Source organism: Amycolatopsis sp. cmx-11-32, from assembly GCF_047608695.1.
Taxonomy (GTDB): Bacteria; Actinomycetota; Actinomycetes; order Mycobacteriales; family Pseudonocardiaceae; genus Amycolatopsis.
On record NZ_JADNQN010000020.1, the window covers coordinates 106,456 to 129,253 of the forward strand.

At 67.4% G+C, this 22,798-nt stretch carries 21 protein-coding genes; 6 read left to right on the forward strand and 15 right to left on the reverse strand.

Annotated elements, in window-relative coordinates:
* Positions 1-113: 113 nt before the first annotated feature.
* The 3 genes from ACM6LR_RS37310 to ACM6LR_RS37320 all read right to left on the reverse strand — a co-directional run bounded on the left by ACM6LR_RS37310 (position 114) and on the right by ACM6LR_RS37320 (position 2,687).
* Positions 114-1,268, reverse strand: coding sequence for a family 43 glycosylhydrolase (locus ACM6LR_RS37310; RefSeq protein ID WP_414941824.1), 1,155 nt, complete (start codon positions 1,266-1,268; stop codon positions 114-116).
* Positions 1,265-2,101 (reverse strand): endonuclease/exonuclease/phosphatase family protein, encoded by an 837-nt coding sequence (locus ACM6LR_RS37315; RefSeq protein WP_414941823.1) that lies wholly within the window; start codon positions 2,099-2,101, stop codon positions 1,265-1,267. Before ACM6LR_RS37315 ends, ACM6LR_RS37310 begins: the two co-directional genes overlap by 4 nt.
* Positions 2,102-2,210: 109 nt before the next feature.
* On the reverse strand, positions 2,211-2,687 hold the full coding sequence (locus ACM6LR_RS37320) for a MarR family winged helix-turn-helix transcriptional regulator (protein ID WP_414941821.1): 477 nt from the start codon (positions 2,685-2,687) through the stop codon (positions 2,211-2,213).
* A 54-nt stretch (positions 2,688-2,741) separates the two neighbouring features.
* On the opposite strand from ACM6LR_RS37320, the gene ACM6LR_RS37325 reads away from it, so the two are divergent.
* On the forward strand, positions 2,742-3,965 hold the full coding sequence (locus ACM6LR_RS37325; RefSeq protein WP_414941820.1) for a multidrug effflux MFS transporter: 1,224 nt from the start codon (positions 2,742-2,744) through the stop codon (positions 3,963-3,965).
* Positions 3,966-4,136: 171 nt separating this feature from the next.
* Here the strand turns inward: ACM6LR_RS37325 and ACM6LR_RS37330 are convergent, their stop codons facing one another.
* Positions 4,137-4,655 (reverse strand): NUDIX hydrolase, encoded by a 519-nt coding sequence (locus ACM6LR_RS37330; protein ID WP_414941819.1) that lies wholly within the window; start codon positions 4,653-4,655, stop codon positions 4,137-4,139.
* Positions 4,656-4,739: 84 nt separating this feature from the next.
* Positions 4,740-5,597: an alpha/beta fold hydrolase gene (locus ACM6LR_RS37335; protein WP_414941818.1), complete on the reverse strand. Its 858-nt coding sequence runs from the start codon at positions 5,595-5,597 to the stop codon at positions 4,740-4,742.
* Between the two features lie 238 nt (positions 5,598-5,835).
* On the opposite strand from ACM6LR_RS37335, the gene ACM6LR_RS37340 reads away from it, so the two are divergent.
* Positions 5,836-6,873 (forward strand): iron-containing redox enzyme family protein, encoded by a 1,038-nt coding sequence (locus ACM6LR_RS37340; protein WP_414941817.1) that lies wholly within the window; start codon positions 5,836-5,838, stop codon positions 6,871-6,873.
* Between the two features lie 50 nt (positions 6,874-6,923).
* Here the strand turns inward: ACM6LR_RS37340 and ACM6LR_RS37345 are convergent, their stop codons facing one another.
* From ACM6LR_RS37345 to ACM6LR_RS37355, 3 genes are all read right to left on the reverse strand, one after another.
* Entirely contained in the window at positions 6,924-7,208 is a 285-nt protein-coding gene (locus ACM6LR_RS37345; protein WP_414941816.1) for a CDGSH iron-sulfur domain-containing protein, read from the reverse strand.
* A 417-nt stretch (positions 7,209-7,625) separates the two neighbouring features.
* Positions 7,626-8,717, reverse strand: coding sequence for an ACR3 family arsenite efflux transporter (arsB, locus tag ACM6LR_RS37350; RefSeq protein WP_414945475.1), 1,092 nt, complete (start codon positions 8,715-8,717; stop codon positions 7,626-7,628).
* Between the two features lie 41 nt (positions 8,718-8,758).
* Entirely contained in the window at positions 8,759-9,163 is a 405-nt protein-coding gene (locus ACM6LR_RS37355; protein ID WP_414941814.1) for an arsenate reductase ArsC, read from the reverse strand.
* 207 nt (positions 9,164-9,370) lie between these two features.
* Between ACM6LR_RS37355 and ACM6LR_RS37360 the strand changes: the two genes are divergently transcribed.
* Positions 9,371-9,781: an ArsR/SmtB family transcription factor gene (locus ACM6LR_RS37360; protein ID WP_414941813.1), complete on the forward strand. Its 411-nt coding sequence runs from the start codon at positions 9,371-9,373 to the stop codon at positions 9,779-9,781.
* 213 nt (positions 9,782-9,994) lie between these two features.
* On the opposite strand, the gene ACM6LR_RS37365 is transcribed toward ACM6LR_RS37360, so the two are convergent.
* From ACM6LR_RS37365 to ACM6LR_RS37385, 5 genes are all read right to left on the reverse strand, one after another.
* The gene (locus ACM6LR_RS37365; protein ID WP_414941812.1) at positions 9,995-11,443 is read right to left on the reverse strand and encodes an MFS transporter; all 1,449 of its coding nucleotides are present in this window, start codon (positions 11,441-11,443) and stop codon (positions 9,995-9,997) included.
* A 328-nt stretch (positions 11,444-11,771) separates the two neighbouring features.
* Positions 11,772-14,027 (reverse strand): heavy metal translocating P-type ATPase, encoded by a 2,256-nt coding sequence (locus ACM6LR_RS37370; protein WP_414945476.1) that lies wholly within the window; start codon positions 14,025-14,027, stop codon positions 11,772-11,774.
* Between the two features lie 28 nt (positions 14,028-14,055).
* The gene (locus ACM6LR_RS37375; RefSeq protein ID WP_414941810.1) at positions 14,056-15,030 is read right to left on the reverse strand and encodes a hypothetical protein; all 975 of its coding nucleotides are present in this window, start codon (positions 15,028-15,030) and stop codon (positions 14,056-14,058) included.
* Positions 15,031-15,081: 51 nt separating this feature from the next.
* Positions 15,082-15,288 (reverse strand): heavy-metal-associated domain-containing protein, encoded by a 207-nt coding sequence (locus ACM6LR_RS37380; RefSeq protein WP_414941809.1) that lies wholly within the window; start codon positions 15,286-15,288, stop codon positions 15,082-15,084.
* A 31-nt stretch (positions 15,289-15,319) separates the two neighbouring features.
* A complete protein-coding gene (locus tag ACM6LR_RS37385; RefSeq protein WP_414941808.1) occupies positions 15,320-15,601 on the reverse strand; it encodes a metal-sensitive transcriptional regulator in 282 nt (93 codons plus the stop codon).
* A gap of 165 nt (positions 15,602-15,766) precedes the next feature.
* Here ACM6LR_RS37385 and ACM6LR_RS37390 point away from each other — a divergent pair, with 165 nt between their 5' ends.
* From ACM6LR_RS37390 to ACM6LR_RS37400, 3 genes are all read left to right on the forward strand, one after another.
* A complete protein-coding gene (locus ACM6LR_RS37390; protein ID WP_414941807.1) occupies positions 15,767-16,048 on the forward strand; it encodes a metal-sensitive transcriptional regulator in 282 nt (93 codons plus the stop codon).
* A 468-nt stretch (positions 16,049-16,516) separates the two neighbouring features.
* A complete protein-coding gene (locus tag ACM6LR_RS37395; RefSeq protein WP_414945477.1) occupies positions 16,517-16,987 on the forward strand; it encodes a hypothetical protein in 471 nt (156 codons plus the stop codon).
* 271 nt (positions 16,988-17,258) lie between these two features.
* On the forward strand, positions 17,259-18,248 hold the full coding sequence (locus tag ACM6LR_RS37400; protein WP_414945478.1) for a hypothetical protein: 990 nt from the start codon (positions 17,259-17,261) through the stop codon (positions 18,246-18,248).
* Here the strand turns inward: ACM6LR_RS37400 and ACM6LR_RS37405 are convergent.
* Together ACM6LR_RS37405 and ACM6LR_RS37410 are read right to left on the reverse strand one after the other, a co-directional pair.
* Positions 18,245-20,230, reverse strand: a complete 1,986-nt coding sequence (locus tag ACM6LR_RS37405; RefSeq protein ID WP_414941804.1) for an NB-ARC domain-containing protein — start codon at positions 20,228-20,230, stop codon at positions 18,245-18,247. The two genes, ACM6LR_RS37400 and ACM6LR_RS37405, sit on opposite strands and share 4 nt — an antisense overlap.
* 74 nt (positions 20,231-20,304) lie before the next feature.
* Positions 20,305-21,465: a nucleotide disphospho-sugar-binding domain-containing protein gene (locus tag ACM6LR_RS37410; RefSeq protein WP_414945479.1), complete on the reverse strand. Its 1,161-nt coding sequence runs from the start codon at positions 21,463-21,465 to the stop codon at positions 20,305-20,307.
* Positions 21,466-22,798: the final 1,333 nt, after the last annotated feature.

A 22,798-nucleotide genomic window follows, 5' to 3' on the forward strand; every position in this document is an offset into this window, starting at 1 on the left:
CGACATCGAGTTACCGGATCGCCTGATTCACGGTGCCGCGACGGTCTCCTCGGCGTCAGGTGGAGAGGACCTCGGCCGCCTGCTCCGCGCGAGCAGGCGGCCGAGGTCTCCGGTCACCAGGTCACGGTGAACTCGGCGGTGGCCCCACCGCCGGTTTTGGTCAGCCGCGCGATTCTGCTCCGTCGTTCCGGAGACGGGTCTTCCCCCGGGAGCGGACTCGCGTCGGTGATGTAGTTCCATGCGGCCCACCAAGAGCCGTCCGGCGCCTGGAACGCGTTGAACGCGCCGGGCCCTCGCTTGTTACCCGGCAGGTTCTTCTTGTGGTACTTGTCCGGCAGGCCCGGCCGGAACCGCGGTTCGCCGTCCGGGTCGGGCTCGTAGGAGAAGTACGCGCGCTGCTCGGACATCGGCGTGCACCGGTTGTCGGTCAACGCCGTACCGCAGTAGGCGACGCCGGTGGCGTAGCGGTTCGCGTACCAGTTGTTCCCCGAATAGAAGAGGTACCACTCCCCGTCGATGCGGACGGCGTTGGGATTCTCGATCGTGAGGACGTCGTCCGGCGGGCTGTTGTGCCACGTCCACTCGAGATTCGCGTTGTCGAGGAGCTTCTTCGCATCGGCTTCCGACAACCGCCGCACGTGGCGGGAGCGGTCGAAGTCCAGTTTGGCGGCACCCAGGGCGGTGACCCGGTCCCGCGTCCACGCCCCGTTGCGCAGGGTCAGCCAGACCTCACCCTGTCCCCTGCTCACGTCGGCGTCGATCGCCCACCCGCGCTCCGGGCAGAACAGCGGATCGGCATTGGCGAGGAACTCGCCCGTGGCGCGTAACGACGTCGCGTAGCCGATGCAGTGCTTCGCCTGGCCGGCGGGCTCGGGGCCGGGTAGTGCCGCGCTGTAGAACACGTAGTAGACGACCCTGCCGTCCTCCTGACGCGCGAGCATCGCCGGTGTCCACAGTGGAGAGTCCGGCCTTGCCCAGTAACCGGCGGGGAACGTGACACCGTCCCACGCGTCGCCGTCGATCGCACCGCGGCGCTGGAAGGCCCCCTTGCCGAACTCGACCATCGCGTAGGGCAGCTTGACGCCGGGGATGCTCGCACCGATCGCCAGGTAGGTGTTCGTCTCCGGCACTCGCATCAGATCCGCCGCCGGGAATCGGAAGTCCAGTGACTCGTCGCGCGGCCCGGCTTCGGCCGGGGCCGCCGTCGCGCTCGGTACGGCCGCCAGCAGGGCCGCGACGACCGCGACGGTGAACAGGGCGCGCCTCATCGGGTCACCGTCACACGGACACGGACAGGGCGGTGATCGCTTCCGTAGCCGGGGAGGGCATCGGTCTCGGATCCGGTCGAGTCCTTCTTCGCCCACACGTGATCGATGGACTTGGTGTCATGGCTCGGAGCGCTGGAGGGTTCGGCCACGCGCCGCAGCCCCGCCATCAGATCCGAGCGCGGTTCGGCGTTGAAGTCACCCATGAGCACCGGCTCGGCCGCGCGAGAGGAGAACCAGTCCGCGCTTTCGCGGACCTGCCGGTTGTGCAGTTCGCGGTTGAGGTCGAACCGCTGCGCGGACGGGGTGAGGTGCACGACGCCGACGACCCACTCGAAGCCCGCTCCTCCGACCCGTACCCAGTTGACGTACTTCGGCGGTACCCAGCAGCCACAGTCACCGGGCTCCGCGGGCCCGGTACCAGGTGTGGCGGGGTCCACTTTGGACGCGGGCGAGATCTCGCGCGCGCCATGGCCGGCGATGGTCAGGTTTCCGCGCACGAGGATGGCGTTGTGCTTGACCGCTCGGCGGTCGGCCTCGTAAATGGCGACATACCCTGTCGCGGCCGCCGCCTCCTTCACCACGTCCTCGCGGTCGGCGACCTCCTGCAGGCCGAGGACGGCGGGGCGTTCGGTCTCGATGAGACGGACGAGGTCGGCCTTGAGACCACTCGCGTCTCCCGCGTTGTACGTGACGACCTTGATCGTACGGTCGACCGCCGTCTCGGCGGCCGCCGCGCCGGGCACCGCGACGAGAGCTACGAGAGGCGCGAAAAGCGCCAAGGCGAAGACCTTGCGTCGCGGCTTCGAACGTGCCGACGGCTTACCGATTTCCATGGGTTCCCTCCAGCTGTCGATGTCGGAGGGAATCGGAACACCGGCGATCCGCGAGGGCAACGCTCTTCGCGATCCCGTCATTTTCCGGAAAGATTCGCGGCGGCCGTGGCTATCCGGATTTCCCGGGGATGTCCGTGGCGGCGGCTTTCGCGGTGAGCTGGATTTCGACCCGCCGGAGAACCGAGGTGACGGCGTCGACTTCGTCCGGATCGGACACGATCCCGTCGAGCAGCCCGCTCCAGATCTCGCGGAGCTGCCGCAGGTTCTCGTGGGCGCGGGCGGTGGGGTAGAGACGGATTCGCCGGGCGTCGTCCTGATCGGTTTCGCGGTGCACGAGACCCTTCTTCTCCAGTCCTCGCACCGCCCTGCTGAAGTTGCTGGAGATCAGCTGGGTGGCCTCCGCCGCGGCGCGCGCCGACGTGCCAGGGTTCCGGTCGATGAACCGCATCACGGCGCTCTCCAGCGGCGTCCACGACTCGGAAGCGAACTCCCTGTTCGCGAACTCCTTGGACGCGTGGATCTGACGGCCCACCGCCAGGATCAGGTCGGCGAGTTCGAACAGCCGCGACGTTTGCTCCTCGTCCACCAGGCAATGGTACATTTCCTGTCAGTTGATAGCTATCATCTGATAGGAGAACTGGTGGACGCTTCGTCCCGCGACACCATCCCGGTCCCCTTGCTCCTCGTGCTCGCCCTGCTGGCCAGCGTCGCCCCGTTCGGCATCGACCTCTACCTGTCGGCGTTCCCGCGGATGGCCGTGGACCTGGGGACCAGCGACACGGCGATCCAACTGACCCTCACGACGTTCCTGCTCGGACTCGCGGCGGGGCAACTGATCTTCGGCCCCGTATCCGACCGCTGGGGCAGGCGAGGACCGCTACTCGTCGGCTCGGCGGTGTTCGTCGTCGCGAGCGTCCTCGCGGTGATCGCACCCACGATCGCCGTTCTGCTGGCGGCGCGACTCCTGCAGGGACTGAGCGCCGCGGCGGGTATGGTCATCGGCCGCGCGGTCATCGCCGACCTGGCCACCGGCCGCGCCGCCGCCCGCGCGTTCAGCCTGATGATGATCGTCGGCGGGGTGGCGCCGGTGGTCGCGCCGCTGCTGGGCAGCCTGCTGATCGAAGCGATCCACTGGCGCGGAATCCTCGGTGTCCTGGCGGGGCTGGCCGTCGCGATGCTCGCCGGGTCCGCGGTGATGGTGCGAGAGAGCCTTCCGAAGGAAAGAAGAGGGCGCTCTGATAGTGGCGGGCTCCGAGCACTGCGTAGTCGTGCGTACCTGTCCGCCACGGTCACGCTCGTCTTTTCCTTCGCCGTGCTGATGGCCTACATCTCGGCGTCACCTTTCCTGTATCAGACGGTCATCGGCATGAGCGCCGTCGGCTACGGGCTGATGTTCGCACTCAACGCACTCGGCCTGGTGCTGAGCAGCGCGGCGGCGGCGCGGTCACTGCGGCGCACCGAACCGCGCCGCGTCCTCACCGTCGGCGTCAGCTGGCTCGCCGGTGCTTCGGCCGTGTTGCTCGTCATGTCACTGCTGCCGATCAGCGTCGCTTGGCTGCCTGTACCGATCTTCTTCGCGGTCTCGTCGTTGGGATTCATCCTCGGACCCGCCACCGCGATCGCCCTGGACGCGGTGCCCGGAGCAGCGGGAACCGGATCGGCCGTACTGGGCGCGGCGCAGTTCGGACTCGCGGCCGTCGTCTCACCGCTCGTCGGCATGGGCGACGGACATACCGCGATGGCGGTCACCATCGCCGTACTCGCCGCCATCGCGGCGGTCTCCTGCCTGGTCTTTCCCTGCCCCTCGCCTGCCCGCGAAGAGGAATTCGCCGGTCGAGCCGAACTGAACGCGACACAAGGATGACGAGAACGACAACGACACTGACAGGCGCCCTCGCCACCCCTTCCGCCTACGCTCGCGACGAGAGCCTCGCCTTCAAAGATCTCGGCGACCACCAGGAACGGCCGCGGGACCTGGGCGCCGACCGGATCGTTCAGATCAGCATCGCCGAAATCCGCTCGAGCACAGCCACCGCTACTCGGTCTCCTGAACGAACGGGCCACCCTCACCGTCTTGGTCGCGAAGAAACACGCGCCTGGCGATTTCCGCGTCCAGCGGACTCATCTCTTCGCTCACCGGTTCCGCTGGCCGCCACCACCGGAAGCCCAGTGCCTCGTCGTTCACAACGAGCCGAGGCACCACCTGGAGCTCACCCCGGTAGACGGCCAGCAGTTCCCGACGCGCCGGCTCCACGAGAGCGAACTCGGCAACCGCTACGAAGGTCAAGTCGACCCCGTCGATGCCTGTCTCCTCGCGTAGTTCCCGCACAGCGGCTTGACGCGGGGCCTCTCCGGGCTCTCGCATGCCGCCCGGCAGTTCCCACTGCCTGCGCCGGCTGTCGAACATCGTCAGGACAGAGCCCGCGTGAACGACAACGACCAGCGACGCGGGCATGACCGCCCGCTCGGCAGAGACCGCCAACGCCTCTTCCCCGAGGAAACGAACGCCGAGCAAGACATTGCCGGCACGATCACGAATCGGAAGCGTGGTCATCCCCCCATCCAACGCTCTCGCGACCGCCGTAGATCGTGCGCGGCGACTTCCCAACGGGCCGCTGTCGGCTCGCCCGAACGCTGCTCATCCGAAGAATGCGCGGAGCGCTGCGGCGAGGTCGGCGGGGTTGTCCTCGGCCATGTGGTGGCCGGAATCGACGGCATGCCCGCGGACGTCCCCGGCCCACTCCTGCCAGACGGTGACCGGACTACCGTAGAGGTCTTCGAGGTCGTCGCGGCTGGACCACAGCACGAGGACGGGGCAGGTGATCTTGTTCCCGGCCGCTTTGTCTGCGTCATCGGCGTCGCGGTCAGGACCGAGGCCCGCGCGGTAGTCCTCGAGCATCGCGTGGACGGTCTCGGGATCGTGGATCGCGCGCAGGAAGTCGGCGTGGTTCTCGGCACCCATCGCTTCGGGATCGCCGCCGTACCAGGCGTCCGGATCCGCGTTGATCACCCGCTCAGCGGGTTTCGCGAGCTGGCCGAAGAAGAACCAATGCCACCAGGCCTGAGCGAAGGCCGCATCGGCGCGGGAAAGGTGCTCGCCGATGGGGAGGCCGTCGAGAACTGCGAGTTTCGTGACGGCCTCGGCATGGTCCAGGGCGAGCCGGTAGGCGACCGAGCTGCCCCGGTCGTGGCCTGCGACGGCGAACCGTTCGTGGCCGAGGTGCCGCATGAGCGCGACGATGTGCCGGGCCATCGCGCGTTTGGAGTGGGCGGAGTGGTCTTCGGTGGTCTCGGGTTTCGAGGACTGGCCGTAGCCGGGGAGATCCGGGCAGACGACGGTGAAGACGTCCGCGAGCCGGGGAGCGACGTCGTACCAGGTGGTGTGGGTGCGGGGGTGACCGTGCAGGAGAACGAGAGGCGGCCCTGACCCGCCGTGGCGGACCCTGAGGGTCACGTCGCCGACATCGACGTTTTCGAGCTCGAACCCTTCGAACATCGCTCTTTGTCCCCTTCGCTAGCGCTGTCAGCTCCGGCAAGTCTGCAACGGGAAGTCCCCGCCGCGCAGTCCGAGTGCGGAAGAACCTCGTTCAGGTCGCGGAAGTTCTTCCGTGGCGAGTGGGCCTTCGACTCGGAGTGGTCGCCCCCACGTGTGACTCGCAGCTACAACGCGCGTGGAAGATCGGTTACCGGGGTATCACCAGGCAGTCGGAACAGTCGAGAAAGGACCTGACGCCATGCGGACACCCCGCCCTCGTGGTCCGGTCAGCACCACCCTGCTGGCCCATCTCACCCGCCCGCCACACGCGTTGCCACCCGCCGTGGAACACGCCGCGCGGCAATCGCGTACTGGGGACGCGGGGGCGGCTCTGGGTGAGGAAGATCTGCAGCTGAGTCTGTGGGTCTGCTACGAGCTGAGCTATCGCGGTTTCGACGACGTCGACCACGCGTGGGAAACCGAACCCTCGCTACTGGCGCTGCGCCGTGTCCTCGAGCGCCGGTTGCTGGCGGCGTTGGAGCACGTCACGGCGGACGCGCCTCGGGAACGGGTCGCGCCCGAGGCGGTCCCGGCGGCGCTCACCGCTCTCATCGACGCCGACAACGGCCCGCCGCTGGCGACGTATCTGCAGCGTGAGGCCACGGCCGAGCAGTTCGGCGAGTTCGTCGCGCATCGCTCGATCTACCACCTCAAGGAGGCCGATCCGCATAGCTGGGCGATCCCGCGCGTCGGCGGGCGGGCGAAAGCGGCGCTGGTGGAGATCCAGGCCGACGAGTATGGCGGCGGCCGGTTCGAGCGAATGCATTCCCAGTTGTTCGGTTCGATGATGCGCGACCTCGGGCTCGACGACACCTACGGCGCGTTTCTCGACCAGGTGCCCGGGGTGACACTGGCCGTGAGCAACACGATGTCGCTGTTCGGCCTGCACCGCCGCTGGACACCGGCGCTGCTGGGTCATCTGGCGGTGTTCGAGATGACCTCGTCGTTGCCGAACCGCCGCTACGGCAACGGCCTGCGCCGTTTGGGCTACGACGCCGCGACCACGTTGTTCTACGACGAGCACGTCGAGGCCGACGCGGTGCACGAACAGATCGCAGCCCACGATCTGTGTGGCGGCTACGCGGCCGACTACCCCTCCACCACCGGCGACCTCCTCTTCGGCGCCGCGTGCGCGCTGGCCGTGGACAACGCCATGGCCGAGCATGTGCTCACCAGCTGGCAAGCCGGGCACAGCTCCTTGCGCACGCAGGCCTGGGCGCCGTCCGACGCCGCCTGACCCCCGCACCCGCGCCGCGCCGCCGGATGTTCGTGACGACGCCGTACGGATCAGCCGGCGTCGGGGCGCAGCGGGTCGCGGGTGGGGCCGCTGGCGGCCTGGAACTTCGCGACCTTGTGGGTGCCGTCGCAGAAAGGCTTGATCGCCGAGCGGCCGCACCGGCACAACGCGATGGTGTCCCGGCCCGCTTCGATCACTTCCCCGGCCTGGGTGCGCAACGCGACCGTTCCGCGCACCAGCAATGGGCCGTTCACACACGGAGTGATCGTCACCATGTCACCGTCCCACCCGCCCGGCTCGTCATCGCGCTGCCGCTGCTCCTCGTGAGAATCCATGACCAATGTCTACCCCCGCGGGGGTAGACCCACACCCTGCCGGGTCCTCCTGCTCGGTGAGCAACCGTACGGCCTCAGCACCCGTCTGCCGCGCCGGCTCCGGCCCACCCGGCTTAGTACGATCCCTCAGGATCCGACGGCCGGGGCCTGAGGGATACGTCACCGCCGACAGGTCCACCGGCACCGCCCCGGCCATCCGTAGTGCCGGACCGAGCAGATTCCGTAGCGCCTGGGCGTCGATACCCCCGGCGGTACGTGGTCGATCGACGACGACGTCACTGCGCCTTGCCGAGTTCAGACTGGTCAGCACTGTTCGCTGCGGGCAGCGCATCACATACCGGGCGACCGCCGACCACCGGCGCGTCGCAGGTGGTAGCCCGCTGCCGCCGTCGATGACCACTACCTGCGCGGAATCGCTTATTCGGCGGGAACCTTGGCGGTCCAGCGTTTGCGCAGCCACAGGCTGACGTAGACCAGGGCGACCAGCACGGGCACTTCGATCAGGGGCCCGACGACCCCGGCGAGGGCTTGCCCCGAGGTGACGCCGAAGACGCCGATGGCGACGGCGATCGCGAGTTCGAAGTTGTTGCCCGCGGCGGTGAACGCCAGCGTCGTGGTGCGCTCGTACGACAGACCGGAAGCTTTGCCCAGCGCATAGCCACCGATCCACATGATCGCGAAGTAGACCAGCAGTGGCAGTGCGATCCGGGCGACGTCGAGCGGGCGGGAGGTGATGTTGTCGCCTTGCAGGGCGAAGAGGATCACGATGGTGAACAGCAGACCGTAGAGGGCGATCGGGCCGATCTTCGGCAGGAACTGCCCCTCGTACCAGTCGCGGCCCTTGCTGCGCTCGCCGATGCGGCGCGAGAGATAACCGGCGGCGAGCGGGATACCGAGGAAGATGATCACGCTGAGCGCGATCTCCCACGGCGAGAAGTCCAGCGTCGTCGCGTCCAGCCCCAGCCAACCGGGCAGCAGGTCGAGGTAGAACCAGCCGAGCACGCCGAACATGATCACCTGGAAGACCGAGTTCAGCGCGACCAGCACCGCCGCAGCCTCACGGTCACCGCAGGCCAGGTCGTTCCAGATGATCACCATCGCGATACAGCGCGCGAGACCGACGATGATCAGCCCGGTCCGGTACTCCGGCAGGTCCGGCAGCATCAGCCACGCCAATGCGAACATCAAGGCCGGGCCGAGAATCCAGTTGAGCACCAAGGAAAGCACCATCGTGCGCTTGTCCTTGGTCACCGTGTCGAGCTTGTCGTAGCGGACCTTCGCCAGCACCGGATACATCATCAGCAACAGCCCGAGCGCGATCGGCAGGGACACCTGCCCGATCTTCACCGCGTCCAGCACACCCTGCAGACCGGGAATCACGCTGCCCAGCAGAAGCCCGGCCCCCATCGCGACGATGATCCAGACGGGAAGGAAGCGGTCCAGAAAGGACAGTTTGGGCAGGACGTCGGCGTCGGCCGGGCCACCGGCCTTGTCGGCGGTGTGAGTCACGGTGCTGGTTCTCCTGAGTCTCGCGAAGGGAAGTCGAGGGGTTAGGCGTCGAGGATTTCGGCGACCAGGCCGCGGACGCGGCGGTCGATCTCGTCGCGGATCGGCCGGACGGCGTCCACGCCTTGTCCGGCCGGGTCTTCCAGGGGCCAGTCGAGGTAGCGCTTGCCGGGGAACACCGGGCAGGTGTCACCACAGCCCATGGTGATCACCACGTCCGAGGCTTCGACGTCCTCGGTGGACAGCTTGCTGGGCACCTCGGCCGTGATGTCCAGTCCCCATTCCGCGAGCGCCGCGGCGGCGGCTGGGTTCACCTTCTCGGCGGGCTCCGAGCCCGCGGACCGGACGGTGATGCGGCCGAGCGAGTAGTGCTGCACCAGCGCGGCGGCCATCTGCGACCGGCCCGCGTTGTGGACGCAGACGAACAGCACTTCAGGCGTGCGGGTCATGCCCGGTTCCTTTCTCTGGAGGGGTCAGTCGGCGAGTTCGTCGAGCAGGTGCCGGACGTGGCGGCCGATGTCGTCCCAAGTCCCGCGGACAGCTCCTCACGAGCCGCTGGATCGACTTCTATCAATGCAATTGAAGAGCGTGCATCGAGCTTTGTCAATTCAGCCGGTACGATGGACTCCGACAGCACCTGGCGCGAAGGAGTGCACGTGGCGAGCGAGAAGAGTCGCACCCGGAAACCGGTCGCCGTCACGCTGCTCATGGCCGAACCCGCCGCGGTCGTCGACCCGGCCGACGCCCAGGCAGCCGCGAAGCTGTTCAAAGCCCTGTCGGACCCCGTACGGATTCGTTTGCTCTCGATGGTGCGCTACTCCCCTGGCGGCGAGGCCTGCTTCTGCGACCTCGCCGAAGAGTTCGACATGCCACAGCCATCGTTGAGCCATCACCTGCGCGTCCTCGTCACCGCGGGTATCCTCGAACGGGAACGGCGCGGGACGTGGAGCTGGTACAGGATCGTCGCCTCACCGCTGGAAACACTGGAGAGCCTGCTGCGCTCCGGTGGACCGCTGGCCGACCGGCCCGCCCGGCTCACGGAAAATATCCGCCCCTCACGGTGCTGACATCCAGAACAGCGGATACCGTCCGGCGCACAACACTTCGACTTCCACTTCGGGCAGTTCACCCTGCCCGGATCTCGGCAGTGACTTCTCCGGGCACCGAAGCATCTTCCCGCCGATCAACGGTCATCACCGATGAGATGTCGCCTAGAACGTTGGTTCGGTGGCGATGACCGGTCCCGCATGATCGCACAGCCTCAGGGGCCGCCACGCCGGTCATCGCGGCACCGCCCGGCCACCTCCGGTGACGTCGCTCAGTTCCTTCGCCTGCCCGCCTTGGGGAGTGCGCAGGGTGGCCATGGTCAGGAGGCCACCGGCGATCGCGATCCCCGCCGCGCCGAGGAACGCGGCCGAGTACCCGCCGGCCAGCGCGACCGGGTCACCGGCCTGTCCAGCGCCGAACGACACACCGACCGCGGTCATCGCGGCGAGACCGAGTGCCGATCCGATCTGGTACGAGGTGTTCACGATTCCTGACGCGAGTCCGCCTTCCTCCGGTTTCGCGCTGGAAATGGCGGTGCCGAGCGACGGGATGAACGCGAGCGCCTGACCGAGTGCCGCGATCAGTGAGGCAGGCAGGACGTCGACGACGAAGTTGCCTGTCGGACTGACGAACGACAGCCACCCCAGCCCCGCGGCGAGCGCCCACAGACCACCGATGATCATCTTCTTCGGCCCGAACCGGCCGATGAGCCGGGGCGCGACGGCGACCATCAGCACGACGATCAACACGGTCATCGGCAGCAACGCGGCGCCACTGGCGAAGGCCCCGTATCCCAGGACCTGCTGCAGGTACAGGTTGAGGAAGTACCACATCGGGATCCACGCCGCGCCGAGCAGGAACTGGGCGAGGTTCGCGCCGCCGAGGTTCGGCGTCCGGAAAATGCCCAGCCGTACCAACGGGACCTCACGCCCGCGCTGGATCGCCACGAACACCGCGAGCAGGGCGATGCCTCCCGTCAACGCGCCCCAGGTACCCGCCGAGCCCCAGCCCGCTTCCGGCGCGCGGACGACGCCGAACACGGTCAGGCCGAGGCCCGCAGTCGCCGCGACGGCGCCGGCGAGGTCGACCGAACCACGCCGGGCGGGCGCGGAAGGCATCAGCTTCCCGGTGGCCAGCACCGCGACCAGCGAAATCGGGACGTAGAGCCAGAAGATCCACGGCCAGGACAGCCATTCGGTGATCACGCCGCCGAGGAACACCCCGGCGGTACCACCGGCGGGAGCGGCCGCGCCATAGAGCGCGAGTGCCTTGGTCAGCTCACGCGGACGCGCGCCGAACAGCATCATCAGCAGGGTCAGTGCGGACGGCGCGATCAGGGCCGCTCCCGCCCCCTGCAGGACTCGGCCGAGCAGTTCGACCCACGCGGTGCCCGCCACCGCGGCGACCACGGAACCGCCGAGGGTGACGACCCATCCGGCGGTGAACGTCTTCCGCGCGCCGAACAGGTCCGAGAGGCGCCCGCCGAGCAGCAGCAGCCCGGCGAGCGCGATGACATAGGCGTTGAACACCCACGACAGGTCGCCAGGTGAGAACCCGAGGTCCTGCCGCATCGCGGGCAGTGCGACGCCGATGATCGAGGTGTCCATGATGACCATGAACTGGGCCAACGCGATGAGTCCCAGCGCCCACCACCGTCGTGGGTCCGGGATTGTCTCCGCCATGACAGGTGTCCTTTCAGGATTCCATTACCCCTAGGGGGTATTTCGGAGTTGAAGGTAGACCGGTTCGCATCGCCGCACAAGTACCCTGTGGGGGTATCAACGTCGTGACCGTCACAGGCGGCGTTTTCTCGCAAACCCGTTGCACGGCAAAGAGTCCTCACGTACCTCGAGCACGCGGACATCGGCACGGCCACGGGTGGATCCGACGCCGCGAACAGGCTTGCCGAATCAACCCACTGAGGACAGTCGATTCGGGCGGCGTTCTGGGCACAGCGATGAGGCGCCCGCGCGGCACCGAGTGGTGCCGCGCGAGCGCCTGGGGAAACGATCAGCTCGCGGTGCTGCGGAATCCTTTGAGCCGCAGGCTGTTCGTGACCACGAAGACCGAGCTGAAGGCCATCGCGGCGCCGGCGATCATCGGGTTGAGCAGCCCAGCCGCCGCCAGTGGCAGCGCCGCGACGTTGTAGGCGAAGGCCCAGAAAAGATTGCCCTTGATGGTGCGCAGGGTCCGCCGGGAAAGCCGGATCGCGTCCACCGCGGCCCGCAGATCGCCGCGGACGAGGGTGAGATCCGACGCCTCGATGGCGACGTCGGTGCCGGTGCCCATCGCCAGGCCGAGGTCGGCCTGTGCCAGCGCGGCCGCGTCGTTGACGCCGTCGCCGACCATCGCGACCACCTTGCCCTCGGCCTGCAGCCGCTTGACCACGTCGACCTTGTCCTTGGGCAAGACCTCCGCGATCACCTCGGTGATCCCCACCTCCGCCGCCACCGCGCGGGCCACGGCCTCGTTGTCCCCGGTGAGCAGGACCGGGGTCAGGCCGAGCGCCCGCAGCTGCGTGATGGCCTCGGCGGAAGTCGGCTTGACCGTGTCGGCGACGACGAGAACAGCACGGGCCTTCCCGTCCCAGCCGACGACGATCGCGGTACGACCGTCCTTCTCCTCGGCGGCCTTCGCCTCGGCGAGGTCTTGCGGCAGGTGGTGCGCCCACTCTTCCAGCAGCGCACTGCGCCCGGCCAGCACCGCCTTGCCATCGACGATCCCTTGCACACCAAGGCCTTCGACATTGGCGAACTCCTCGACAGCGGGCAGCTCGCCCACCCGCTCACGTGCCGCCCTGGCGACAGCCTGTGCGATCGGGTGTTCGGAAGCGTTCTCCAGCGCGCCGGCCAGTCGCAGTGTCGTCTCCTCGTCGGCGCCTTCGGCGACATGGACCGCCACCAGCGACATCTGCCCCGTGGTCACCGTGCCGGTCTTGTCGAGGACGACCGTGTCGACCGACCGGGTGGACTCCAGCACTTCCGGTCCCTTGATCAGGATCCCGAGCTGCGCGCCCCGCCCGGTGCCCACGAGCAACGCGGTCGGAGTCGCCAGACCCAACGCGCACGGGCAGGCGATGATCAGCACGGCCACCGCCGCGGTGAACGCGGCCGACGCCGTGCCACCCGCACCCAGCCAAAACGCCAGGGTGCCGACGGCGAGCGCGATCACGATCGGCACGAAGACGCCCGAGACCCGGTCGGCAAGCCGCTGGACCTGAGCCTTTCCGGTCTGCGCGTCCTCCACCAGCTGCGCCATCCGCGCCAGCTGCGTATCCGCGCCGACCCGCGTCGCACGGACGACGAGCCGTCCGCCCGCGTTGACCGTCGCACCGACCACGGCGTCACCGGGTCCGACCTCGACCGGGACGCTCTCGCCGGTCAGCATGCTCGCGTCGACGGCGGAACCGCCTTCGGCGATGACGCCGTCGGTCGCGATCTTCTCCCCTGGCCGGGCCACGAACCGGTCACCCACGACCAGCTGGTCGACGGGGATACGTTCTTCCTTGCCGTTCCGGAGGACCGCGACGTCCTTCGCGCCCAACTCCAGCAACGCGCGCAGCGCGGCACCGGCCCGGCGCTTGGACCGCGCCTCGAAGTACCGCCCGGCGAGGATGAAGGTCGTGACTCCGGCGGCGACCTCGAGGTAGATGTTGCCGTCACCGGCCATCCGCCGCACAGTCAACTCGAAGGCGTGCGTCATCCCCGGCGTTCCCGCACCGCCGAACAGCAAGGCGTACAACGACCACAGGAACGCCGCCAGTGTGCCCATCGAGATCAGCGTGTCCATTGTGGCCGCACCGTGGCGCAGATTCGCCAACGCCGCCTTGTGGAACGGCCACGCCGCCCACACCAGCACCGGCGCGGCCAACGTCAAGGAGATCCACTGCCAGTAGGTGAACTGGAGCGCGGGTACCATCGCCAGCAGGATCACCGGCACCGACAGCACCGTCGAACCGATCAGCCGCCGCCGCAACGGCGCGATCGGATCGGCCTCTTCACGAGAGTCGTCCGGGCCGGTCGTCTTCGCCGGGGCTGGCACGGCGGCCGAGTAGCCTGCCGCCTCCACCTGCTCGATCAACCGCTGCGGCTCGACGTCGACCGGGTAGGTGATCTTGGCCTTTTCGGTGGCGTAGTTGACGGTCGCGGTGACGCCGTCGAGTTTGTTCAGCTTCTTCTCGATGCGCATGGCACAGGACGCGCAGGTCATCCCAGTGATCGCGAGTTCGAGTTCGGTTGTCCGGGTCTGGTCCACGTCGGCTGTCATCGTGCTCACTCCCTTCGAACTTCCGCGGTCAGCCGTGTCCGCCGTGACCGTCATCGGCCGCCGGGGGTGGGGCTTGGTTCGGGGTCGCCGAGGGAGCCGGGGTCGCAACGGGCGTGCCCGTGGTGGCGACGGTGAACTCCGCGGTGCGGACCTTCCCCCGGTGCCGGAAGTCCAGGAACAGGCGATACGTCCCTGCTGAGGGGACTTCGGCGAAGAAGGTCACCGTGGGACCGGGTGCGGTGCGGCCGTCACCGGGCTCACCGTCCGGGTGGACGTGCAGGTAGGCGAGGTCGCCACCGCGCAGCGCCACCAAGTGTCCGTAGGCGCCCAGATACGGCTGGAGATCGGTCACGTCGCGGCCGTCCTTGGTCACCGTCAAGGTCACCTTCGACGACTTGCCCGGGGTCAGTTCACCGTCCAGGTGGATCTGGTAGCCATCGACGTCCGCGACGCGCGACGGCTGATACTCGACGGGCTTGAACTCCCCTGCCACGGCCACGTCCACACCCAGCGTCGTGGCTGAGCCGCCCGTCGGCTTGAAATCGGCGAAGACCCGGTAGCTGCCTGCCTGAGGCAGTGCCAGCGGAACACTCCACACGCCGTCGGACGCGAGTTCGGGATGCACGTGCTGGAAACCGGCCGTGTCGCGGCGGACGACGATGAGGTGCATCCGCTTCTCGTGTTCGACGTCGTAGCCGGTGATCGGCATGCCGTCGGGTCCGAGGACCTTGAAGGAGAAGGGTTGATCGGTCCCCGGCGTGAGCGTCGTGATGGTGGGCGTGAGGGTGTAGCCGCCCCTGGACGACGCGAGCCCGCCGGGCTCGTCGCTCTGCGCCGCCTCCGCGACGGTGCCGCTGTGAGCGTCCCCGTGCCCGGCGTCCTCGCCACCGGGCAGGCCGGCAGCGCCGGCGAAAGGACCGACAGCGGTGCCTGCGGCCCAGGCGCCACCGGCGACCAGGGCAAGCGCCACACCGTAGGCGGAGAGCTTCGCTGCTGTGTTCATCGTGAAGTCCTTAGTGCAGGGTGGTCCCCGCGTTCGGGAGCGAACCGTGAATCAGGCGGTCAGCTCGTATCCGGCTTCTTCGACGGCCGCACGCACATCCGCGACCTCGGGTTCCTGAGAGCTGGTCACGGTCACCGCACCGGTGGGCAGATCCACCCGGACGGTGGTGACACCCTCGACCTTGCCGACCTCTTCGGTGACCGAGCTGACGCAGTGGCCGCAGGTCATGCCGGTGACGGTGTAGGTGGTCTCGCGCATCGTGGTTCTCCTCCGATTTCGTTGCACTGCTTCAAGAACGGACAAGGCGGGCGATGACGTCGCTCGCCTCCTGGATCTTCTCGTCGGCCCCGTCGCCACCCTTGGCGATGGCGTCGGACACGCAGTGCCCGAGATGTTCGTCCATCAACCCCAGCGACACCGACTGCAGCGCCTTCGTGGCCGCCGAAACCTGCGTCAGGATGTCGATGCAGTACTTGTCCTCTTCGACCATCCGCTGCAGGCCCCGAAGCTGTCCTTCGACCCGCCGCAGCCGGGTCAGGTATTCGTCTCTGCCTCGCGTGTATCCGTACATCCTCTGTCCTCCTGACCCTGACGTTACATACCCTAGGGGGGTAGGGCAACCCGCGTACCCCGGTGACGTATGCCACGCTCGGCTTCCCCGACCGCCACCTTCGACGCACCGCCTCCCAGCGGGCATGATCGAGGCGTACGCGGAATCGGGACTCGAGGAGTGAGCGTGGTTGAGCACAGCGCCGGCAGGCAAAGTCAGCTCAAGCGTCTACGACGCGTCGAAGGACAGGTCCGCGGACTGCAGAAAATGCTCGAAGAGGACCAGTACTGCATCGACGTCCTCACTCAGGTCTCCGCGGCGACCCGGGCCCTGCAGTCGTTCTCCCTCGAACTCCTCGAACAGCACCTGGCGAGCTGCGTGATCGACGCAGCCGCGAAAGGCGGCCCCGAGGCGGACAGGAAGATCCGAGAAGCCTCCGAAGCGATCGCGCGACTGGTGCGCTCCTAACGGTCGCGCAGGTCCGGCGACGGGGACTTCGTCAGCACGAGCGCGGGTTCCAGGAAGGAAAGCGAGTCGGCGAGGAGACCACAGCGTGGAGCGTGCGAGACAACAAGGAACGAGCTCGAATCCTCGATCAGGCAGTCCGGCAGCTGGAACAGAAATGAGAGGAAACTTCATCCTGCCAAGAGATCGACGAGGACCAAGTCGTTGATACCAAGGTCGTCTCTCTCACATCGTTCGCCGGGCGGCCCATCACCCCGCAAAGTGACAGTTGATACGTAGTCCGGGGCCGGCCGCCCACGAGTCGCACACCTGCACCTTCGACAGGAAAGTTCCGCACGGGGCGCACAGGGCCCCCGCATCCGTTACATGCGCCACTCGGCGAGCGAATCCCGCCCGCGATCCGATCGCCCTCGAAACCCATCGGCTACGGTCAAGCGGGGAAGACAGGAAGTCGAGGGTGAGCACAGCACGATGAGCAGCGAGAACGGAGTCGACGGTCCCACCAGGCCCGGCGCCCACCGCTGGACGACCTTCAAATACACGCGGAAGGTGCTCGTTGCCGCACACAACGTGACCACATTGACCCGGCTACTCGACGTGATACCGGCTTTCGACAACGACGAACGAGTGCAACTGTTCTTCACCCACCTGGCAGGCGACCCGTTCCGTCACGGCCTGAACGAAGCGATGACAAACGCCGGCGCTTTGATCCTTCCCTGGAAAGAAGCAAAAGGGCAATCATTCGACCTGGCGATTTCAGCGAGCCACCACGGAGCACTCGACAGCGTCAATGCTCCGCGCGTGGTCCTTTCACACGGTATTGGCTATACTAAATACTCGCCGCAGCGGGCAGCGGGCAGCGGGCAGCGGGCAGCGGGCAGCGGGCAGCGGGCAGCGGGCAGCGGGCAGCGGGCAGCGGGCAGCTTTTGGCCTTTCCACTGAATGGCTGCTCCAGCATGGAAAACCGCGGGCGGAAGCATTCTGTCTTTCTCATGAAGACCAGCTCGAGTCGGTGGCCGAGAACGCTCCTGCCGCTCTGCCGAATTCCTGCGTGGTCGGCGATCCCTGCTACGACCGGATCGTCGCGAGTTCCCTGCTGAGGAACCGTTATCGCGCCGCGCTGAATGTCGGTCGCCGTCGGCTGGTCTTGGTGTCCTCAACGTGGTCCGGCTCATCACTTCTCGGTTCTCGCCCGCACTTGCTTCGGGAATTGTTGAGCGAGCTCCCACGAGATTCCTGGTCGGTCGCCGCGGCGGTGCATCCCAATGTTCAGCACGAGCACGGACCAGACCAGGTGCGGCGATGGTACGCGGACTGTCTCCGGGCAGGGATGCTGCTCCTGCCCGAATTCGACGGGTGGCGCGCCGGGCTCATCGCCGCGGACGTCGTGCTCGGGGACCACGGCTCGGTCACCGGATACGCCGCCGCACTCGGCAAGCCGACACTCCTCGCCACCTTCGACGATGTTCCACCGGGTACACCGATCTCAGCATTGGGCGACACAGCCCGCCGCCTGCCGTCGCGCGGGCCGTTCATGTCTCATCTCCTGGCGGCGATCGAGGAGCACGAGCCTGACCGTTTCGCTTCGGTCGCCGATCGGGTGACGTCGTTGCCGGGACGTTCCCTGACAACACTCCGGAGCCTGTTCTACCGGCTGCTCGAACTCGGCGAACCGGACTCCGAGGTGACCATCGAGGCCATTCCGGCTTTGTCGATGGAGCCATCGGAGCCGGACGTGTTCGCGGACCTGGTCACCGGGCACGTCGACGCGGATTCACGCCTGATCGAGCTGGAGCGCCGACCTGCTGAGACCCTCCGGCCAGGCGCCGGCCCCCGGCCGACCGGTGATGACGAGCAGCATGTGCACTGCTCCATCGACCACCCGGCGCGGTCACTGGTGGCCAACGCCGCGGTCCTGACCGCCCGCGAGACAGATCCCGGCCCAGCTCCCCAGCACTGGTGGCGCGAGTTCTGGCTACGGCACCCGACCTGCGTCGTGGCCTCGGTTCCGGGCGACAGGAACACCCAGGTCCGAACACGAGACGGCGCGTTGATCACCCTCAGAGCAGCTGGAGTGCCGGGTGAAATCCTGGCGTCGGCCGTCTACCTGTGGCATGCCGCGGGGCTCCCCGCACGGTCGCTCGAGCCCGGGTTCTCCCTCGGACTCGGCGGAGAAGTCCACGACGTGTCGGTGGCGAGCTAGACGCCACCGCCATTCTCGATTTCGCGGGCTTTCGCACCGTAGGCAGCGGCATCGGCCTGCCTGTTCAGCTTCTCGGCCAACGCGGCGAGCTTGTCGTACGTCTTGACCGCGTCGGCCCTGACGTGATGTGCGGCGAAGGTATCGGCCGCGTTGGTCCAGCGCTGTTCGGCCTCGGCGAAGTCGTCGCGCGCCCAGGCGACGTCACCGACCAGAGCCTCGCAGCGAGCCACGTTCGACCCGTCCCTCCCCGACCGGCCGAAGAATCGCAGCGCCGCACTCACCAGGGGTAACGCATCGTCGAAAACGCCTCGTTTGACCCCGGCCCGTCCGCGATGCATCAGCAGCAGAGCACTCGCCCGTTCCTGTTGCGCCGGATCACCCATCAGAGGGACAGCGTCAGCGGCCACGCGGAACGCCTCCTGGGCCTCAGCCAGCAGTCCACGGCTCTCGTAGGACAGTGCCCGCCATTCGATCGCGCTGGCGCGGCCTGGTGGGTGGATTTCCTCCGCCAGTGACGCGTACTGCTCGACCTGCTCGTACTCGCCGAGTCGTTCGTGAAGCTGGGCCAGGTCACGGTAGACCTGCCACCGCACCGGCTCGGCGGTCACCAGATCGAGGACTCGGCGATAGACGTCGATCACCTCGGTGCAGCGTCCCGACTGGTAGGCGTACGAACACAGGGCGGTGGCCATGATCGTGGCCGAGCTGTAGTCCCCGTAGTCGGCACACCGGCGAGTGGCCGCGAGCAGGTTCGGCCATTCCACGTCGAATTCCGTCGCCGCCGAGGCGGCTTGCCCCGCACCGGAGAACGCCGGGTCGACCGTCGCGTAGAGCTCCGCCGAGCCTTGCGGCACGGGGCGTGCGGCGAACGACCGATCGAGTGCGGCCGCGCGGCGGATGTACCAGCGGTCCGCCTTGGTGACGGCCGCGATTTCCTCGTCGGCGTCGCCGTTGTCTTCGACACCTTCGACACCAGCGTCACGAGCTATCCCCAGCGCGTGCTCGCGCATCAGGAAGTGATAGCGATACCGCGCCGCACCCGCGTCTTCCAGAACATTCGAGCTGACGAATCGGGCGAGCAGCCGTTTCGCCGCGTGTTCCGGAATGTCCAATACCGCGGCCGCCGCCGCGGGTCCGAAATGGGGCCCGGGTAACAGACTCAGCTGCCGGTACGCCCGCCGGTCGTCGGAACGCAGTTCGCGGTAGACCTGGTCGAAAACGCCCTTCACCACGAAGTCGCCGTTGATGTCGAGTGCTTCCATGGCATTGCGGGTGAGCTGGTCGACGACATCGGCGAGGGTTTCGTCACCGTCGACGAGCCTGCCCGCGGTGACCGCGAGAGCCAGGGGCAGCCCTCCGCAGATCGAGCACATTCGGGCCAGCACTGATTCAGGCACACCTCGGACGGCGTCGCCGGCGATGGAATCCATGAGTTGTAGCGACGCGGCCTGGTCGAAGGCCGGTAACCGGACCTGGACGAACTGGTGGTTGATTTCCAGGCTCTTCAACCTGTTCCGGCTGGTCACGATCACCGCGGCGCGGGATACGTCCCCCAGCAACGGCTCGATCTGCGCGGCGACCGCGACATCGTCGAAGATGAACAGCAGCCGTTTACCGGACATGGCGGTGCGCAGGGCCTGGATCCGGTCGACGGCAGCGGCCGGGACCTCGGTCCAGGGAATGCCCAGCAGGACGAGCAGCCGCCGGGCCAGTTCGTCAGCGCTGGCGGCGTCACGCAGGTCCGAACCCCGTGCCTCGCAATACAGGACCCCGTCGGGGAAGTCGCCTGCCAACCGATAGCCGAGACTGACCGCGAGGACCGTCTTGCCGATGCCCTGCGGCCCGGTCAGCAGCACCAAGAGCGGCTCGCCCTCCGCCAGCGCCGTCGCTCGCAGGGCCGCGACCTCGTCCACCTCGACGAGCCGGTTGATCAACCGGGGCTTTTTCGGCAGGTTCATCGGACTCGATGGCCGATCGGTCACCACGGCTCCCCTCCGTTGTCACACCGTCGGCGACCCTACCGGTTTTCGCGGCACAGAGTGACAGCTTCGACACTTCAGACGACCCAGGCAAGTGCCAACAGCTCGTCGGCGGCCCGGTCCGCCGTGGGCGCTTCCAGTATTTTCTGCCGAAGCCGGCTCACGGACATCCGGATCTGCCTGTCATCAGCGACCTGCTCGATCCGCTCACGCAGCCCCGCCCTGAACGAGACCACCTTGGCGACTCCGAGCTTCTCGAGTCTCACCGCGCTCCTGCGCTGCTCCGCGATTCTTGGATGCACCACCATCGGCACACCGCACGCCATCGCTTCCAGCACGGAGTTCATCCCACCGTGGGTCAGGAACATATCCGCGTGACCGAGCACCTCAGCCTGAGGTATCCACGAATAGGCCAACACATTGTTCGGGAGGCGCCCCAATGCCGCCGCCGGAATCCGGCCAGTCGCCAGGACGACCGTCCATTCCGAGTCGGCGAAAGCGGCCACCAGGCTTCGCAGCTGTTCAACGGATTGGGTGAACACGGTTCCCGCGGCGGCGACAAGAACTCTCGTCCCCCGCACACGATCCCAGGGAATGCCGGGATCCGGGACGGACAGAGCACCCAGCAAAGGACCGATGAACCGGACGCGATCACCCACCACGGCATCGCCGAGGAGCTCCGCCACTCCGTTGACCAGGACCGAACTCGCCCCTCGCGGAATCCGTCGCCCCGACGTCGTACACACCCAGGCCATCCGAACACGCTCCGGGAGCCGGAGGTTCCGGGTCCACGCCATATGCGGATCAACCACGACCACGCCTGCCCCCATACGAGCGATCTCGCCGTGGCAAACAGCGGCCATATCCGATGCCAACCGACGCCGCGAAAGCCACAACCGGTGCCGTTCGGCGACATCACGGCAACCCCATCCAGCCGGCACACGAACCTCGAAAGCAGAATGGACGTCCACCGGCACGACCCCGGCCGAGCACACCGAGGCGGCGAACTGCCTGCCCGCCACCATCCGCACCCGCACGCCACGAGCGGCAAGCCTCGACGCCACAGCGAGCATCGGCGCCACATGCCCATGCGCCTGATACGGCACGAACAAGAACTCCACCACAAGCCCCCCGGACGCCGGATGGTATCGGACCACCTGTCCCGCTGCCCGCAGGCCAGGCGACGCGAAGCCGCTGCCACGCGTAAACCAGCTGATGGAAAAACTGGTGCGTGCCAAGGGCACTCAGTTTGGTTGGCTTCCACTTCGGATGACTGCGTGTCCTGATGCCCTCGGTTACCCGCTCAGGATTGAACTCGCGCAGCTACTCCGAGGGAGGACTCAGGCCAGCGCAACGCTTCCTGGGGACCGGCTTTACCGTCAGCAGGCAAGCTGAACACTCACTCCCGTACGCCGTCCGGAAGCTGATGGCGGATTCGTATCCGATGCGTCGGAACTTCGGCGATGCGCGAATGAACCTCACGCGCGGATCGGCAGCACTCCGTACCGGTAATGAGCGCGGCGTACGCGACGATCCAGCGGTCCAGGGCGAGCTGACCGATGAGCCCGCCGACGCCTCGGGCTCGTCCCTTCATCGATCTCACTGCTCGACCTGATGACAACCATGGAGGTGGAGCGGGCCCGGGCCCGGAGCCCGCTCCTCCGTCACGCGGGGAGTCCCGGCTGCAGTCCGGGATGGTCGCCACTGACCCGCAGGGCACCCAGGGCTGAACCTTGCGGGCTGTCTCCGACGATACGACGCCGGATCGGGCCTCGCATCCGTTGCCGGATCGGCTGAGAAACGGCGACACCCCCGACCAGGTGCGCACGTGCCGAGCCGGCTGTAGAGCCGTCCGGCGAGAGTGGCCGCGAGCTGACCGAGCTGCGCGGTGGGCTTGAGAAGGGCGGCTTGAGAGGGGCGTATTGACCCGGCAGTTCCGCCACGACCTGTGCCTCGGTTTCCGGCAGCGGCGCGACACACCGCTCGCGACGGCCCTGACCCAGCAGGCGTCGGCGTGCTCCTGGTGGTCGCGCACGCCGGTGAAGCCGTGCGGGTCCCGCCGCGCGGTCGAGTCGGTTACCCGGTCCTGCTCTTTCGAGTGATGTCATGTGGCATCACCCCGCGCTGACCTGCGGATCTGCGGCGAGGAGGTTCTTCCACACGAAGCCATGAGCAAATCTGTGGCGGCGGGGGTAGACATTCAAGCTTGGGTGTGTGTAGTGTTCTTCTCGTACCGAGAGAGACAACGTCAAGCAGGCGCGGGAGATGACGGAACTACCCGCGAAGTGAGACAAGGCGGCCAGGCAGGACGAAGCCAATCTGTGAACAGGTTTCGACTGGTGGCCGGAGCAGTATTCCGGGATCGAGAAGTAAAGACGCACAGGGCAAGACCGATCCCGGCGAAGCAATGCAGTCGCAGTACAAGCAGTACGCAGTTACAAGATAGTTAGCAGCACTAGCAGTACGCAGTTGCACGACAGTTAGCAGCACTAGCAGTACGCAGTTGCACGACAGTTAGCAGCACTAGCAGTACGCAGTTGCACGACAGTTAGCAGTACGTAAGTTGGTCAG

What these genes read in the sequence shown, in the direction of transcription:
- ACM6LR_RS37310 (WP_414941824.1), bottom strand. Translation starts at nt 1,268, where the DNA reads ATGAGGCGCGCCCTGTTCACCGTCGCGGTCGTCGCGGCCCTGCTGGCG.
- ACM6LR_RS37315 (WP_414941823.1), bottom strand. Translation starts at nt 2,101, where the DNA reads ATGGAAATCGGTAAGCCGTCGGCACGTTCGAAGCCGCGACGCAAGGTC.
- ACM6LR_RS37330 (WP_414941819.1), bottom strand. Translation starts at nt 4,655, where the DNA reads ATGACCACGCTTCCGATTCGTGATCGTGCCGGCAATGTCTTGCTCGGC.
- ACM6LR_RS37335 (WP_414941818.1), bottom strand. Translation starts at nt 5,597, where the DNA reads ATGTTCGAAGGGTTCGAGCTCGAAAACGTCGATGTCGGCGACGTGACC.
- ACM6LR_RS37340 (WP_414941817.1), top strand. Translation starts at nt 5,836, where the DNA reads ATGCGGACACCCCGCCCTCGTGGTCCGGTCAGCACCACCCTGCTGGCC.
- ACM6LR_RS37345 (WP_414941816.1), bottom strand. Translation starts at nt 7,208, where the DNA reads ATGGATTCTCACGAGGAGCAGCGGCAGCGCGATGACGAGCCGGGCGGG.
- ACM6LR_RS37355 (WP_414941814.1), bottom strand. Translation starts at nt 9,163, where the DNA reads ATGACCCGCACGCCTGAAGTGCTGTTCGTCTGCGTCCACAACGCGGGC.
- ACM6LR_RS37365 (WP_414941812.1), bottom strand. Translation starts at nt 11,443, where the DNA reads ATGGCGGAGACAATCCCGGACCCACGACGGTGGTGGGCGCTGGGACTC.
- ACM6LR_RS37370 (WP_414945476.1), bottom strand. Translation starts at nt 14,027, where the DNA reads ATGACAGCCGACGTGGACCAGACCCGGACAACCGAACTCGAACTCGCG.
- ACM6LR_RS37375 (WP_414941810.1), bottom strand. Translation starts at nt 15,030, where the DNA reads ATGAACACAGCAGCGAAGCTCTCCGCCTACGGTGTGGCGCTTGCCCTG.
- ACM6LR_RS37380 (WP_414941809.1), bottom strand. Translation starts at nt 15,288, where the DNA reads ATGCGCGAGACCACCTACACCGTCACCGGCATGACCTGCGGCCACTGC.
- ACM6LR_RS37385 (WP_414941808.1), bottom strand. Translation starts at nt 15,601, where the DNA reads ATGTACGGATACACGCGAGGCAGAGACGAATACCTGACCCGGCTGCGG.
- ACM6LR_RS37395 (WP_414945477.1), top strand. Translation starts at nt 16,517, where the DNA reads ATGAGCAGCGAGAACGGAGTCGACGGTCCCACCAGGCCCGGCGCCCAC.